The sequence below is a fragment of the Streptomyces sp. NBC_01445 genome, from assembly GCF_035918235.1.
Classification (GTDB): Bacteria; Actinomycetota; Actinomycetes; order Streptomycetales; family Streptomycetaceae; genus Streptomyces.
Map to the genome: position 1 here is coordinate 8,581,933 of NZ_CP109485.1, position 15,116 is coordinate 8,597,048.

14 protein-coding genes and 1 pseudogene are annotated in these 15,116 nt (G+C 67.4%); 9 read left to right on the top strand and 6 right to left on the bottom strand.

All coding sequences use genetic code 11. From position 1 onward, the window contains the following. The first annotated feature begins 542 nt into the window (after positions 1-542). Together OG574_RS39060 and OG574_RS39065 are read left to right on the top strand one after the other, a co-directional pair. Positions 543-989: an MBL fold metallo-hydrolase gene (locus tag OG574_RS39060; RefSeq protein ID WP_266667648.1), complete on the top strand. Its 447-nt coding sequence runs from the start codon at positions 543-545 to the stop codon at positions 987-989. A gap of 45 nt (positions 990-1,034) precedes the next feature. Further along, complete coding sequence (locus tag OG574_RS39065) at positions 1,035-1,496, top strand: MBL fold metallo-hydrolase (RefSeq protein WP_266667646.1); 462 nt, start codon at positions 1,035-1,037, stop codon at positions 1,494-1,496. A gap of 425 nt (positions 1,497-1,921) precedes the next feature. Here the strand turns inward: OG574_RS39065 and OG574_RS39070 are convergent, their stop codons facing one another. Next, entirely contained in the window at positions 1,922-3,673 is a 1,752-nt protein-coding gene (locus tag OG574_RS39070; RefSeq protein WP_326777023.1) for an FAD-dependent oxidoreductase, read from the bottom strand. Positions 3,674-3,869: 196 nt separating this feature from the next. Then, a complete protein-coding gene (locus tag OG574_RS39075) occupies positions 3,870-5,201 on the bottom strand; it encodes an MFS transporter (RefSeq protein WP_266667642.1) in 1,332 nt (443 codons plus the stop codon). Between the two features lie 202 nt (positions 5,202-5,403). Between OG574_RS39075 and OG574_RS39080 the strand changes: the two genes are divergently transcribed. Together OG574_RS39080 and OG574_RS39085 are read left to right on the top strand one after the other, a co-directional pair. Beyond that, a complete protein-coding gene (locus OG574_RS39080; RefSeq protein WP_266667640.1) occupies positions 5,404-6,258 on the top strand; it encodes a sugar phosphate isomerase/epimerase family protein in 855 nt (284 codons plus the stop codon). Continuing rightward, positions 6,258-7,025 carry an SDR family NAD(P)-dependent oxidoreductase gene (locus tag OG574_RS39085; RefSeq protein ID WP_266667638.1) on the top strand — a complete coding sequence of 256 codons (768 nt, stop codon included), beginning with the start codon at positions 6,258-6,260 and terminating at the stop codon, positions 7,023-7,025. The genes OG574_RS39080 and OG574_RS39085 overlap by 1 nt, the downstream gene beginning before the upstream one ends. 12 nt (positions 7,026-7,037) lie before the next feature. On the opposite strand, the gene OG574_RS39090 is transcribed toward OG574_RS39085, so the two are convergent. Both OG574_RS39090 and OG574_RS39095 read right to left on the bottom strand, forming a co-directional pair. Beyond that, complete coding sequence (locus tag OG574_RS39090) at positions 7,038-8,039, bottom strand: LacI family DNA-binding transcriptional regulator (RefSeq protein WP_266667636.1); 1,002 nt, start codon at positions 8,037-8,039, stop codon at positions 7,038-7,040. A 405-nt stretch (positions 8,040-8,444) separates the two neighbouring features. Further along, a pseudogene (locus tag OG574_RS39095) lies at positions 8,445-8,687 on the bottom strand (ATP-binding protein); the annotation flags it as partial. A 245-nt stretch (positions 8,688-8,932) separates the two neighbouring features. Here OG574_RS39095 and OG574_RS39100 point away from each other — a divergent pair. The 4 genes from OG574_RS39100 (at position 8,933) to OG574_RS39115 (ending at position 12,161) form a co-directional block, all read left to right on the top strand. After that, positions 8,933-10,123: an acyl-CoA dehydrogenase family protein gene (locus tag OG574_RS39100; RefSeq protein WP_266667634.1), complete on the top strand. Its 1,191-nt coding sequence runs from the start codon at positions 8,933-8,935 to the stop codon at positions 10,121-10,123. Continuing rightward, a complete protein-coding gene (locus OG574_RS39105) occupies positions 10,120-10,689 on the top strand; it encodes a flavin reductase family protein (protein WP_266667632.1) in 570 nt (189 codons plus the stop codon). Before OG574_RS39100 ends, OG574_RS39105 begins: the two co-directional genes overlap by 4 nt. Continuing rightward, positions 10,686-10,994, top strand: a complete 309-nt coding sequence (locus OG574_RS39110) for an antibiotic biosynthesis monooxygenase family protein (protein ID WP_266667630.1) — start codon at positions 10,686-10,688, stop codon at positions 10,992-10,994. Before OG574_RS39105 ends, OG574_RS39110 begins: the two co-directional genes overlap by 4 nt. Positions 10,995-11,219: 225 nt before the next feature. Next, a complete protein-coding gene (locus OG574_RS39115) occupies positions 11,220-12,161 on the top strand; it encodes an NAD(P)H-binding protein (RefSeq protein ID WP_266667628.1) in 942 nt (313 codons plus the stop codon). Here OG574_RS39115 and OG574_RS39120 read toward each other — a convergent pair. Continuing rightward, complete coding sequence (locus tag OG574_RS39120) at positions 12,123-13,124, bottom strand: hypothetical protein (protein ID WP_266676855.1); 1,002 nt, start codon at positions 13,122-13,124, stop codon at positions 12,123-12,125. The two genes, OG574_RS39115 and OG574_RS39120, sit on opposite strands and share 39 nt — an antisense overlap. A 142-nt stretch (positions 13,125-13,266) precedes the next feature. After that, a complete protein-coding gene (locus tag OG574_RS39125) occupies positions 13,267-13,866 on the bottom strand; it encodes a TetR/AcrR family transcriptional regulator (RefSeq protein WP_266667626.1) in 600 nt (199 codons plus the stop codon). Positions 13,867-14,241: 375 nt separating this feature from the next. On the opposite strand from OG574_RS39125, the gene OG574_RS39130 reads away from it, so the two are divergent. After that, positions 14,242-15,081 (top strand): ABC transporter substrate-binding protein, encoded by an 840-nt coding sequence (locus tag OG574_RS39130; RefSeq protein ID WP_266667624.1) that lies wholly within the window; start codon positions 14,242-14,244, stop codon positions 15,079-15,081. Positions 15,082-15,116 lie beyond the last annotated feature (35 nt).

Genomic DNA, 15,116 nt, shown 5'->3' on the forward strand with positions numbered 1-15,116 from the left:
GTTCTCCTCCGGTGAGCGAGCGAGGTAGACCAATCGTGCGGTGACGGACTCGCGATGTGAATCACCGGAAACTTCCGTCGCTTCATGCACCTGCTGCATAGGTGCAGGTAGTGGATCCGACGGACATCCCGGCGGGTAACGCCCCGATCACGAAGCCGAGTTGCTCCCTATGCCTGGCTGGCCGCGACGGCTTACGTTCCCCGCGAAAACCAGCCGCGTGACATGAGTTGAGTGTCCGTTGCGGCTCCGAAGAATCTGTCCTGCCTTCCGGGCCCTCTGCGTGCCGCTCTCTGTGGTCGCGCCATGACTGCCCCGACCTTGGAAGAGGAACTGTGTGCACCGTCCCGGGAAGATCCCAGACGGCCGGGGCAACCCGGCGTTCGCTGCTCATCGGCGGGGCTGCCGTCAGCGCAGGTAGTGTTTTCGCCGCCGGCCCGGCAGTCGCTCAGGCTGATCCCCGTTCTGCATCGGACCACCGAACACGACTTGTCCTTCTGGGCACGGGAGGCGGTCCGACCTGGTGGGGAGGCCGCTCCCCGCGGATGGGGATCGCCTCTGCGGTGGCCGTGGGAGACCGGTACTACCTTGTTGATGCGGGATCGGGTGTCGGCGGACGACTGCACGATTCCGGGCTCGGGGAACCGGGTGTCCTCGATACGCTCGCCGCGGTCTTCCTCACCCACCTCCACTCCGACCACGTCGTCGACTTGAACAACCTGCTGTCCTTCGGGGCCTTCAACGGCCTGGAGAGTTCCGGCCGTTCTGTGCCGGTGTGGGGCCCCGGCAACAGAGGTTCCCTGCCCCCGCTGTACGGTCAACCGCCCGCACCGGAACCAGTCGCCCCGGACAATCCCACACCGGGCACCCGCGAGATGCTCGAGCTGATGGCCCGTACGTATGCCACGGACTTCAACGACCGCGCGTTCGACAACCGCAAGCCGCTCCCTTCACAGCTCGTCGAGGGCAGGGACGTTCCCATACCGCAGTAATACCTGACGGATCCCAACGGGCAGCCGCACCCCCGCGTGAGCCCGGTGACCTTCTATGAGGACGACAGGGTCCGGGTTTCCGCGACGCTGGTGCAGCACGCGCCGGTCTTTCCCGCCCTGGCCTACCGGTTCGACACCGACGATGGTTCGGTGGCCTTCTCCGGAGACACCGGCCCTTCGGCCAACCTCGTCGAACTCGCCTCGGGCGCAGATGTCTTGGTGCATGAGGTCATTGCCCGCGCGTACGTGGAGCAGCAGTACCCGCCGCCGCGCAGCGAGTCCGAGGAGGGGCTCGTCGCCCACCTGCTGGCTTCCCATACCGCGGACGATGAGGTCGGTACGGTCGCAGAGCAGGCAGGCGTGGCCACTCTGGTGCTCTCGCACCTCGTCCCTGCTGACTGGCCTGAAAGCCGGTGGAAGCGAGAGGTGCAGGGATTCTCCGGGCGCCTGATCGTCGGCCATGACCTCGACCAGTTCGGGATCGGACCGAGGGCGTCGGGCCGCTGACTGCGTGGCCGGTACTGCCGTTGCGGAGTGAGTGCTGCATTGGGGACGGAGACGCTCTTCGGGCCGGCGAAGGGAGTCGGGGCTACTTAGTGACATACGCAAGTGACTGTGCGCCCCGGCTCTTGATGTAGGCGTACTCGGGGCTCAAGCGGCCGTATCGGGTCAGGCCCGTGCTTCAAGGGAGTGTGGGCGGGACGCGGAGAACTCACCGGGAGGGATGCCCGGGCTTCGTGGTCAAGGCCCTGACTATCCGCACGGCCTCCGTCGCTCACCTTGAAGGAGGTATCGGCGCGGGCCTCCTCGCGGTGCCCGTCTGCTCGAACCTCCCTCGCTCGGAAGGGGGTCGAAGCAGAAAGCCGGGTGTGTACGGCATGTGTGCCGGCCAGGCGGCGAGGGCGCCTGACCGGGGGTTCTCAGCGGGGGCTCTACTCGGTCTCGTATGCGGTGGCGTTGGCGGCGTGACGGGCGGCGATGTAGCCGAAGGTCATGGCGGGGCCGATGTTGATGCCACCGGACGGGTAGTGGCCACGCATCACGTTGGCCTGGTCGCAACCCGCCGCGTACAGGCCGGGGATCGCCTCGCCGGTCGCGTTCAGCACCCGCGCCCGGTCGTCGGTGTTCAGGCCGGCGAAGGTTCCGAAGCTGCCGGGCAGCACCTTGATCGCGTAGAAGGGGCCCTTCTCCAGTGGAGCCAGGGACGGGTTGGGGCCGTGCGCGTAGTCACCGGAGCCGCGGTTGAAGGGGGTGGTGCCCCGCTGGAACTCGGGGTCCTCTCCCTGGCGTGCGTGCTGGTTGAACTCGTCGACGGTGCGCCGGAGTTGGACCGGGTCGATGCCGCAGGTCTGCGCGAGTTCCTCCAGGGTGCGTCCGCGCGTCATGTATCCATTGCGCAGGTAGGGCCACTGCGGGACCGGGAACGGCTTGGCCATGCCGAAGGGGTAGCGGCGCTGGAACCGGTGGTCGCAGATGAGCCAGGAGATCACTTCTTCTCCCTGCGGGGTGGCGTCGATCATGGCGGTGACGTAGTCGTAGTAGCCGTTCGCTTCGTTGACGAAGCGTCGGCCGTCGCGCATCACCGCGAGAAGTCCGGGCTTTGCGCGGTCGACGATGTGGGGGAACCTGCCGGTACGGCCGTTGGGAAGCTTGATGGGGGAGACCGGGCACCAGGCGGCGGGGGAGGCGCCGGTGGTGTCGAGGACTCCGCCGACCTCCTCGGCGAGGCGAATGCCGTCGCCGGTGGTGGCGGCGGGGGCCAGGGCCTGGTGGTCCACGCCGGTGCCCTTGGGGAAGAGGGCGCGGCGCCGCTCGTCGTCGTGCGGGAAGCCGCCGGTGGCCAGGACCGTGCCGCGGCGGGCGTGGATGGTGACGTCGCCCCGCGGGGTGGAGACCACGGCTCCGTTGACCTTGCCGTGTTCGGTGAGCAGGCGTGTGGCGGGGGCGTTGACATAGAGCTTCACGCCCAGGTCCTCGGCGGACTTCGCCAGTCGGGCCACGAGCGCCGGCCCGTTGACCAGGTGCATACCGCGCCGATGCGTGGAGAGGTCCAGTGTGTGGAGGGCGACGCGCCGGGCGGCGTGGAGGAAGCCCTTGACCGAGGTGGTGGCGTGCAGGAAGTGCTGCAGGTCCGGGCCGGCCATGATGCCCATTCCGAGGAACGAGGTCTCGTACATCTGCGGGCGCAGTTTGCGGCGCAGGGACTTGCTCAGGCGGCGTGCGTTGATCGGCTTGGGCCCCACCTGACGGCCGCCGCTGCTCGCTCCGGGCTGCCACGCCTGGATGTCGGCGATCTTGGCGCCGTTGACGAAGCGCAGGCTGGTGTGGTCGTGGAAGAAGCCGACCATCTGGGGAGCGGCCTCGAGGAAGGCGTTCACCCGTGTCTCGTCGAAGTCCTTGCCCAAGACGTTCTTGAGGTAGGTGCGTGGCTGGTCGATGTCCTCGACGGGGCCTTCGGCCTGGGCGAGGGGGTGGCGTGGTGTCCACATCCAGCCGCCGGACCAGGCGGTGGCGCCGCCACAGACCGGGTCCTTCTCGACCACGACCACCTTCAGGCCGTGCCAGGCGGCGGTGACCGCGGCCGACAGGCCGCCGGCGCCCGACCCGATGACCAACAGGTCGCAGTCCATCTCCCTTGTTTTCGCCTGTTCGGGGTTGGTCGTGGTGGTGGCTTGGGCACTCATCGGTTCTCTCTTCCCGCCGGTGTGTTGTCCCGGCGTATTGCTTGCTCGCGTGCCGTGTTGTCGAGCTGCCGTGCCTTCGGGCCAGGGCTGTTGCGGCACGGTGAGCTGGGGCAGAAAAGGGGGGTCGTCGCGGCGACCGGCGGCGAGCCCTTGCTGAGCTGCCGCACGCCGTGCGGACGTCACCTTCCCGGGTGGGTCATACGGGCTCGTGCCGTTGGTCCGTGGCGGCCGCGGACGTCCATCGGTAGGCGAACAGGCCGGTGACCAGGGCGGCGAGGGCGAGTCCTGCCAGGAGCAGGGCCACGCCGAGCCAGTCGCCGTCGTGTCCGGCGAGAGCGGTGGCGACCAGCGGGATGAAGCCGCCGACCGCGCCGGCCAGGGCGTAGCCGAATCCGGCGCCGCTGTAGCGCACGGAGATGTCGAACATGCCGGTGAACCAGGTCTGTTGCACCGCGGTGGAGATGTTGTGGCCGAGGTTGATCAGGGCGAAGAAGGCCAGTGTCATCAGCACCAGGGAGCCCGAGCGCAGGGACAGGAAGAACGGGACCGCGGCCGCGGCGGCGCAGAGGGGGCCGGCGACGTAGAACCAGCGGACTCCCACGCGGTCGGCGAGCTTGCCGTAGACGGGGGTGAGGAACGAGGCGAGGGCCAGCGCGATCATCGACGCGGCCAGCACCGTGCTCGTCGGGTGGTCGGTGTAGTTCTCCACGTAGACGAGGGAGAAGGTGAAGGCGATGTAGAAGCAGCCCTGATCGACGAGGCGCATGCCGATCACCGCGAGGATCCGCAGGGGCGAGGTCTTCAGCGCCACCCAGAGCGGTGCCCTGGTCTGCTCCCGCTTCTCCTTGGCCTCGGCGAACTCGGTGGACTCCGCCACGCCCGTGCGGATGAGGAGGCCGGCGACGGCGAAGACGAGGCTGATCAGGAAGGGGATGCGCCAGCCCCAGGACTCGAACTGGGCCTGTGTGGTGAGCGCCTGCATCAGGGAGAAGACGGCGGTGCCGAGCAGCAGGCCGATGAAGGAGCCGACCTGGACGCCGCTGGCGAGGAAGTTCTTCTTCCCCGGCGGGGCGCTTTCCACGGCCATCAGGGCGGCGCCGCCCCACTCTCCGCCGACCGCCACGCCCTGGATCGCACGCAGCAGCACCAGGCAGATGGGGGCTGCGATGCCCATCGCCGCGTAGGTGGGAAGTGCGCCGATCGCGGCGCTGGCCAGACCCATGATGAGCACGGTGAGGAACAGCATCTGCCTGCGCCCGATGCGGTCACCGAAGTGGCCGAAGATGGCGCCGCCCAGCGGCCTGAAGACGAATCCGACGGCGAACGAGGCCATGGAGGCGAGAAGCCCGACGAACTCGTCGTGCGAGGGGAAGTACTGCGGCCCGAAGATCGTCGCGGCGGCGATGCCGTAGAGGAAGAAGTCGTACCAGTCGATCACGGCACCGGCCATGCTGGCCGCCGCCCGGCGTCGCGGTGAGGCGCCACCAGGGGGGTGCGGGCTGTCCATGGAGACAACTGTGGTCTCCATGGGCCCTGCGTGAGAGTTGTTGTGGGGCATCGTTGCTCCAAACCTGGGCGGCCATCGATCACTGCACGGGCCGTGAGAGTCGAGTCCTGCTGGGCAGGAAGTCATTGACACTGAGATGACTACGTAGTCATTCTGGTTCGGGCAGCGTAGGAACGTCATCTGCGCCGCGTCAATACCCGCACTCGATTGGTGGTTCAAATACGTGGACGTCACGTTCGGGCTCGCTCACTTGTCGGCCCTGCATCTGGATCCGCCCTCCATGGTCACCGCGGCGAGCGAGGCCGGCTTTGCCGCGGTCGGTGTGCGGGTCTTCCCCGCCACCGGGACCGAGGCCCGCTATCCGATCGCGGCGGGGGCGCCGATGACAGCCGAGACGGTTCGGCGTTGTCGCAGCACCGGTGTCTCGGTCCTGGACGTCGAGGCCTTCACCCTCGACGGAGCGCGCGGGCCCGCCGAGTGGATGCCCGCGCTGGAGGCCGGGGCAGAACTCGGCGCGCGCATCCTGAACGTCATCGGGGGAGACCCCGATTCGTCCCGACTGCAAGACACACTTGCCGTGTTGGCGGCCGACGCGTCCCGCTTCGGTATCCGCCCCTGCCTCGAACCGATCTCCTACCAGTGCGTCGACACCGTCGCGAAGGCCGCGCGGCTGGCCGAGGGGACAGGGGCCGGGATCATGCTCGATGTCCTGCACTTCGTGCGCGCGGGCGGCGCGGTCGCCGACCTCGAAGCGCTGCCCACCGGGGTCGTCGAGGTGATCCAGCTCTGCGACGGCCCGGCCACGGTCCCCGACCTGCCCACACCGACGGAACTCCCGCTCGGGCAGAGCGTCGACGGTTCCTCGCGGCAGATCGAGTCCCGGGCGCATCGCCTGACACCCGGATCGGGGGTCTTCCCTCTGAGCGACATTCTGCGCGCGCTACCGAATGTGCCGATCAGCGTCGAGGTACCCAGCGTCGCCCGGGTCGCGCGCGAAGGCGCCGGAGCGCACCTCAAGGATCTCCACCGGGCCACCACCACACTGCTCACCTCCCCCGACACTGCAGGAGTCCGCTGATGACCGAGCTCGTCGACACCTCGGCCCCCACAACCGACTACTGGCCTGGCCGCTACCGCGACCAGGTCGTCCTGGTCACCGGCGCGGCGGGCGGACTCGCCGCACCCACCTGCCGGCGCCTCGCCCGTGAAGGTGCCACCGTGATCTGCACGGACGTGGCGGGCGACGGGGACGGCTCCTCTCCCGAGACATGCCTGTCCCTTGATGTCACCGACCCGGAAGCCTGGTGCCGGGTCGTCGCCGACATCATGCGCACACACGGGCGGCTCGACGGCGCGCTCCTGGCCCACGGAGTGCAAGGCCCCGAGACACCGATCGACGAGACACCCAGGGACGGCTGGCAGCACACCCTCGCCATCAACCTCGACGGCTGTCTGCACGGCCTCAGCGCCGCCCTGCCGGCGATGCGCGCACGCGGCTACGGACGTGTCACCATCCTGTCCTCCATAGCCGGCCGCGAAGGCAACCCGCACCAGGCCGCCTACTCCGCGTCGAAGGCCGCTGTCATCTCCCTGGTGAAGACCGCGGCAAAGGAGTACGCACGCGACGGCATCACCGTCAACGCCGTCGCCCCCTCGATGATGCGGACCCGCATGCTCGAGGACCTCAGCGAGGAACGCAATGCCGCGCTGCTCGCCCGGGTACCGATGGGCAGGGTCGGCACACCGGAGGAATTCGCCGCGCTCGCGGCCTGGCTGCTCTCGCCCGAGGCCAGCTACACCACAGGACAGACCCTCGACCTGAGCGGCGGGCGCAACACCGCCTGATCCTCTGTTCGTTCACGCCGGCGCGGCGGTCGTGCCCCGCTCGATCAGTCGCACCGGGAAGACCGTCTGGGAGAACTCGCTGTCTGCCCGGCCCTCGAGCCGGTCGATGAGCACGTCCACCGCCTTCGTCGCCATCTCCGTGAACGGCTGGTGCACCGTGGTGAGGTTGATCATCGACCACCGAGCCGGTTCCGAGTCGTCGAACCCGACCACGGACAACTCCTCGGGGACCCGGATCCCGAGCTGCGACGCCGCATCCAGCGCCGCGAACGCGAAAGAGTCCGTCGAGCAGAAAATCGCGGTCGGTCGCGGCTCCACCGCCAACAACGAACGGGCCATCTCCAACCCGCTCTCGTGATCGATGGGCCCTCGCCGCACGTACTCCTCCGGGAGATCCAGGCCACGTTCCCGGAGCGCGTCCCGCATGCCGTCCTCGCGCTCACGGCCATTGCTCACCGTGCGCGGGACCGACAGCATCGCGATCCTGTGGTGTCCCAGCTCGCCCAGGTGATGTGCGACCAGTGCACCGCCCGCTCGGTCCTCGCTCATGACGGTGTCCGCGCGCAGGTCCGAGAAGTCGCGACTGAGAAGCACCATCGGCATGTGACGTGCCGCCACCTGGGCCACTCCCGGGGAGTCGTCCGTCGCGGACATGAAGATCAGCCCGTCGACGATCGCCTCGTTCAGGACCTCCAGGGCGTCCGCGTCGTGCGTTTCCTCAGGGTCGCGGATGAGGGCCATCCGATAGCCGCGCGCCGCCGACCGCTCCTGGATCGCCGCGATCGCCGGCGGGTACAGGGGGCTCCTCAGGTCGGCCACAACCACGCCGAGCGCCTTCGCTCGACGCGTGACCAGCATCCGGGCCGCGGCATCGGGCCGGTATCCGAGCGCCTGCGCCGCGTCGATCACGCGTCGACGGGTCTTCTCCGTCACGGAGGGATGTCCGCGCAGCGCCCGGGACACCGTCGTCTGGGAAAGACCCAGCTGCCGTGCCAGGTCGACACTCGTCACCATGGTATGAGGATACGGCTCCACCTGCACGCCCCTGCAGCCCGCTCTCCGAAGTCGGTCTCACCGCGTGTTGTGGTCGGCGCGTGAGGCTGATGCGAACCATGCGGTGTGCGACAGGTGTCACCGACAGCCTCTCCGTCCCCGACGAGCTGCTTACCACCATGTGCACACCGGCAGTGCACTCACGTTCAGGTGGCCGGCGCCACTATGGGCCGGGAGACCGTGTTGAAGGCCGAGACTGAGGCACCCTCTTCCGGGGCCCTCGATGGCGGGACGTGCCCGAGTCGCCTGATCCCGCCCGGGTGTCCACGGACAGTGTGACGTCCGGGTGAGCGGACAGTTCGGATCTTGGTGGGCGGACAACTCATCTCCCGTTGCGGTATGACTTTTCGTCGCCCGGTTGGCGGGTCAGCCGTTCGGGGCGAGGGGCTCGACTCCCTGCCCGCTGGTGGCCTGCGTCAGTCGCAGCGAGGAGCCTTCGGTGAGCACGATGTGAGCGTGGTGCAGGAGCCGGTCGACGGCGGCGGTGGCCAAGGTCTTGGGCATGATCGAATCGAAGCCTGAGGGATGAAGGTTGCTCGTCACGATCACCGAGCGGCGCTCGTAGGCGGCATCGATCACGCGGTAGAACGCCTCGGCGGCGGCTTGCCCGCAGGGCAGCATGCGGGTTCGTCTCGTCGTTCTCGCAAGCGGCCCCCAGATCGGCGTGGACGTCATGGTCCGGCCCTCCGACCTCGCGGAAGCGGCGTCATGCGTCTGATGCATCACAGGCACGAACTTCTGGTGAAGTCCCTGGCCTATACGCCCCTCGAAGCGCATCCGCATGATGGCTGCCATCACTCCGTGACGTCGGTTATGACATCCATCGGCTCACGAAACTCTATGAGAGAGGCACCATGACAATGTCGTCCAGCGCCACAGTGTCGGATCTCGAAACCTCTGACGCCGAGCTGGTGGGCCGCGCCACCGGCCTGGTCCCGCTGATCCGTGAGTACGCCGCGCAAGGTTCCGAGGCGCGGCGAGTGGTCCCCGAGGTGGTCAAGGCGCTGGAGGACGCGGACATCTTCCGTCTGCTCGTGCCCAAGCGGTACGGCGGCCACGGGACGACGCTGCGCACCGCCGTCGACGCCGTGGCCGAGGTGGCCCGTGGTGATGGTTCGACCGGATGGATCGCCGCGCTGATGACCGTCGCCACGGGATTCGCCTCGACTGCCTCCGCTCAGGCACAGGAGGAGATCTTCGGTGCGCATCCGAAGGCGAAGCTGTGCGGCATCTTCTCCCTGGGAGGCAAGTCGGAGCGGGTCGACGGCGGCTACCTGATCAGTGGCCGCTGGCCTTACGCCTCGGGTTCCTTCGCTGCCGACTGGGGGAGCCTGGGAATCTCCCTCGAGAGCGGCGAGGCCGCGATGGCGTTGGTCCCGGCGGAAACATGGACGATCGAGCCGACCTGGTTCGTCACCGGGATGAAGGGCACGGGCAGCGACACCATCGTGATCGAAGACCACTTCGTTCCCGATCACCGGATTCATTCGGTCAAAGACCGCTCCGAGGAACGCTACCGAACGCCCCACCCTGATGACCGGATGGCTTCGATGGCCCTCAACGCGGTCGCCGCCGCCATTCTCGTCGCACCGCAGATCGGTCTGGGCCGGCACGCGCTGGAGATCACCCGGGCCAAGCTGCCCCACAAGCCGGTGGCCTACACCGGCTACCAGGAGGCAAGGCTCTCCCCCACCCACCAGATCGGCGTGGCGAACGCGGCCACCAAGCTGCACCTGGCCGAGCTGACGATGTACCGCATGTGCCTCGACCTCGACCGGGCCGCGGACGAACGCCGGCTGCCCGACCTGGAGACTCGCGCTCGGATCCGCAACGACACCGGCGTGGTCGCCGAACTGGTCAAGGACGCGATCGACATGCTGCTGACCGCCAACGGTGCCGGCTCCTTCGCCGAGGTCAACGTGCTCAACCGCATCTGGCGGGACTCCGGGACCGCCGCCCGGCATGCCCTCGTCACCCCCGAGATCGGCAAGGAGGCCTACGGCCGACTGCTGCTCGGCAACGAAGAACCGACGATCGCGCTGTGAAGACAGCGACCATGCAGACGACCACACCTGTTCCCACCACGAAACAGAGCGGCCTGGCCGCCGACGCCACCGACTACCGACGCGTCCTCGGACACGTCCCGACCAGCGTGGCCGTCGTCACCGCAAGCGCCAGGTCCGGGCCCGTCGGGATGACCGTCGGCTCGTTCACCTCGGTCTCGCTGGACCCGCCACTCATCGCCTTCTTCGTCGACCGGTCCTCCAGCACGTGGCCGCGCCTGTACGAGGCAAGCCACTTCGGCGTCAACATCCTCGGCCACAACCACAGCGAGCTGTGCAAGGCGTTCTCCCGGCGCGGCCAGGACCGCTTCCTCGACTTGGACTGGCATATGTCGGCTCGCGGCTTGCCTCTCCTGGACGAGGCGATCGTCACCCTGGAATGCACGAGGTTCAAGGTCGATCTCATTGGCGATCACTACCAGGTGGTCGGCCGCGTCGAGTCACTGGAGCTGCGCGCCACCGATCCCCCGCTGATCTTCCTGCGCGGCGGCTTCCTGGATCTGAGTGCCTCGGGCGCAGCGTCCGGACGCGACGAAGGGGACGGATGATCTACGAGCACGCCGAACTGCATGTCCACCCGAGGGGAGGCGTTCGGCTCGAAACGGACTTCGCGGCGGTCCGGCATCTGCTGTTGGAGGCTCCCGGGTGCCGATCCGCCGAACTGCTGCGCAGCGTCGACCACCCTGACACCTACCTGCTGCGCGTCGGTTGGGAACGGCTCGAGGACCACACCGACGTCTTCCCCGGAACCCCGCAGGCGAAGGCCTTTGCCGAGGCAGTCGCACCACACTGTGTCGCCCGGCCCCGGGTCGTCCACTACGCGGCCCAGGGAGACAGTACAACCGCCGCGTGACAACCCGCAGACCGGGGGCTTCCAATGGCCTCCGCCCTCCCTCACTTTCCCTGGAGCGGTGCCCTACGACGGGCCGGCCACACCGCTCGGCCGCGGCATCAAATGGCCGGCTGGCGTCGCTTCCAAGGAGCCTGAGCGTGGAGGCACTCGGGCGCTCTGAGGTCAACTCCGTTCGCGCGCATGTGCCCTGACGAGGTTGCGAGAGACAGGAACAGGAGACACAGCATGGGTCGGATTGTCATCAGCGGCGCCTCGGGAGACTTGGGGCGCCGTGTCACGGACTTGCTTCTCAACGCGGATCCCCATCTCGAACTGACGCTTGTAACGCGCACGCCGGAGAATCTCCGCCAGCGCGAGGCGCAAGGGCTCCGGATCTGTCGAGGCGACTACCGGGAGGCCGTTTCCCTGGATGCCGCGTACGGCGGCGGGGAGATACTCTTCTTGATCAGCGGACTGAATCTCGGCCGACGAGTTTCCGAGCACCGGACTGCGATTGCTGCAGCGCAGCGGGCTGGCATTCGCCATATCGTGTACACCTCGGTGGGAGGCGTACAGCCGAATAATCCGGCCCTGTCGGCCAAGGACCACTATCAGACTGAGCTTGATCTGCGAGCGTCAGGTCTGACATATACAATTCTCAGGAATTCTCTCTATTCTGAGATTGTAAGCAACGTTCTTCTTGCGCCTGCAGTAGCAAGTGGGTTGATGGTGCAGGCAACGGGCTATGGCTTCCTTGCGCCAGTCGCGAAGCAGGATGTGGTACGTAGCGCTGCTACTTGTCTGCTACAGGCCGAGCGACATGCCGGTGCCGTTTACGAGATCACCGGCACCGAATTGCTGAACTTCCATGACATCGCGGTGATCGGTTCGGAAGTGCACCGTACCCCTGTCAGGTATGTCCCGGTGTCGGCCGAAGACCGTCTCGCCTTCTTCGATTCCGTGGGGATTCCTCGAACCTATGACCCGAACATGCCGCCGAGCGCGGACGGGCACATGTGGGCCAGCGACGAATTGGTATCAGCTGAAGTTGCCATCGCCGAGGGGTACCAAGCCATCCTGTCTCACCACGTGGAGCACATCACGGGGCAAGACGCCGAGTCGCTGCGATCTGTGACGGAGCGTTGCAAGTCATTGCGCTACGACGAGACGGATGCGGCTGTTTCGTAGCCGGTCCGATCCCCCGTTTAGCCTCGATCTTTCGTGACGGCTCACTTGTTCAACGACCCTGTTGGCGAATTCATGGCGCGTAGCATTGTCGGCTCCTGGGACTGGTCCTCGGGGGCCGATGCCGTGGCGGGTTGGAGGTCGACGACGTCGTTGTGGCTCAGGAATACGGGAGACGTGCCGGTGGAGACGGCTCGAGTCGCGAAGACCGCGTTCCCCAAGGGGAGTCTGGTGATCCGCGTCCGCGATGAGCTGGGGGTTCTGTTCGCCGACGAGGAGTTCGCGGACCCGTTTCCCGTGCGTGGCCAGATCGCCGGGTCGCCAGGGAGTGATGCGGATTCTTGAATCAGATATCGCCATCAAGGTGTCGTCCAACTGCAGGTAACGGCAGCCGAGTTCGTGCACGCCGCGGATCTGGGCCGCGTAGGCGTCAGTGAGGTCGGACCAGAGGTCATCGAGGTCGGGGTAGACGGACGCGTCGATCGCGGAGCGCCCGCCTCGGTAGTGGACCATGCTCGGCGAGAGGATGGTCAGTTTCGGTGTGACACCGTCGGCGACGGCGTCACGGAGGAAGGCGAAGGCGTCGCCGAAGATCGTGTGGTCGAGTCGTACGGTGCCGTCGATGCGCGTGGAGGGCGGCGCGAACTCGATGTCGCCGTCCTCGTTGTGGAAGCGGACGTGCAGCGACTCGTCCTCGACGCGGCTGATGCCGCCGAGGGCGTAGATGAAGTCCATGTGCCAGGAGGCGCGGCGGAATTCGCTGTCGGTCGCACTGCGCAGCCCGGCTTCCCGCTGCATCGCGACGACCTCACGGACCGCCTCGTCCTCGGCCGCGGTGAGTGCGGTACCGTCGATCTTCCCTGCGGCATGCTCCTCCCTGGCCTGGAGGAGCGCGGACGGACGGAGCAGGCTGCCGACGTGATCGGCGCGGAACGGGGCTTGCGCGGTGGCGGTCATGGCTGACATCCCTTCCTCGGCTCCTCGACTACAGCCCACACCCTCACCCGGAACGGTGGGCGGCTCAACCGCCTGACGCGAGGTTGCAAGAACTCCGACAGCGGGAGCGGTACCGTCTTCGGCGCACAACGATGAGTCGCGCGCGGAGAAGTCAGGCGCACCCGACCTCGACCGAGTGGGCTGCCAGGCCGCGGGTCCCCATGTCGACGAGCTGCTCAGCGAGCGCGTCGTCGAGCGGGCTGGTTCCGAAGAGGAGGTGGAAGTAGACCGGTGCGTAGAACAGTTGGGCTGCCGCGCTCGGGTCGAGGTCGGACCGGAAGACGCCTTCGTCGATGCCGCGCCGCATCAACTTCTCGACCGCTGCTGCGCGTTCGTTCCAGAATCTGCCGCGGAAGTCGGCGATCGTCTCGGGGTCGTACTGTCCTTCGGCGACGATCTGGGCGACGAGTGTGCCCATGGGCCCGGCGTAGTGGGAGATCAGTGCCTTGAGGTGCGCGAGGAGCGCCTCTCGTACCGGCACCCCTTCGGGGATGCGGGTGTGCGCGAGGTGGTTCTCCATGAAGGCGTCGATGACGACGGCTGCCTTGTTGGGCCACCACCGGTAGATCGTCGCCTTGCTGACCTTGGCCCGCTTGGCGATCGCCTCCATGGTCAGCTTCTGCACCGTGATGGCGCGTCGGCCATCACGGACGAGCAGGTCCATGGTCGCGTCGAGGATTGCTCGACGACTCGATTCGCTTCGTACAGCCACAGGGGAAATTTACCTCGGACGCGACCGTAGTTCTCGCGTCAGCGCGCGACTGGCCCTCCCATGTTACCCCACAAATGATACGAGACGTATCGAATGTGTAGTGGTGGTGCAGGAAGTCGAAGTGGTGGGACGCCCCCAATGAGCCGAACGCCTGCGGCGGAGGCCACTCTTCCGGAGTGGAATGGGGGGCGAAATAGGGATTAATCGCATGTATTGAGCGCCTTGCGGGCGGGGGCTGCGGTCCGCCTGTCCTCCTTCGTGGGGGTGAGGTGAGACTCGTCGGATGCGAAACGTATCGTTTCGAATGTAGAGTCACGTCACCTCTTGTAGGGAAGGAGCGCCCCAATGACGGTGTGCTTTCGACAGGCGGTTTTCGTGCCGCCTTCTGTCTCTGTCGTCGCCGAGGAGCTGGGGTTCTACGCCGACGTGGGCGTGGACGTCGAGACCGTGCTCATCGAGTCGTCCACGGATCAGCGGGACCGGTTGCTGAGCGGGAACGTCGACGTGGGTGTGACGGCCATGGACAACCTCGTGGTCTGGAATGCCGGCGGCGGGGGTCTTCGGATCGTGGCCCAGGTGGAGTCGACGACACCGCTGGAACTGGTCGCCCGGCCATCGGTGGACGGAATAGAGGGGCTGCGCGGTGCGGTGCTGGGCGTCGACGCCGTGGACAACGGGTTCGCGGTGGTGCTGCGCCATCTGCTTGCCCGGCGTGGACTGTCCACCGCCGACTACACGCTGCTGCCCGTAGGCGGTGTGCGTGAGCGCTGGGAAGCACTGCGTACGGAATCGATCGATGCGACCTTGCTGGGGCCGCCGTTGGATGAGCTGGCGGCCGAGGCGGGCTTCGTGTCACTGGCCGCCGTGGAGGCGGAGGTACCTGACTACCCCGGACAGGGTGTGGTCGCGGGACCGGCAGCACGGAAGGCGGGCGGCGACGGGCTTCCGCGGTATCTGGCGGCACTGGAAGCGGCGCGGCAATGGCTCTGCGACGCCTCCGACGAGCGGGTACGGGAGCTGTTGTCGCGGGGCGGTCACGGGCCCGCCTCGGTGCGAGCGGCATTGCGCACGCGCCCGAAGTCACTGGTTCCCTCACGTGCGGGACTGGAGCGGATCCTGGCGATGCGCGACGGGCTCGGCCTGCTGCCCCAGCCTGCGCCGGGTCTCAGCGATCTGTACGACGACGAGCTCCTCGGTGCCGAGCTGAACCGGTGACATCGGCCCGCGATGTGGCCGTCGCCGCACATTCC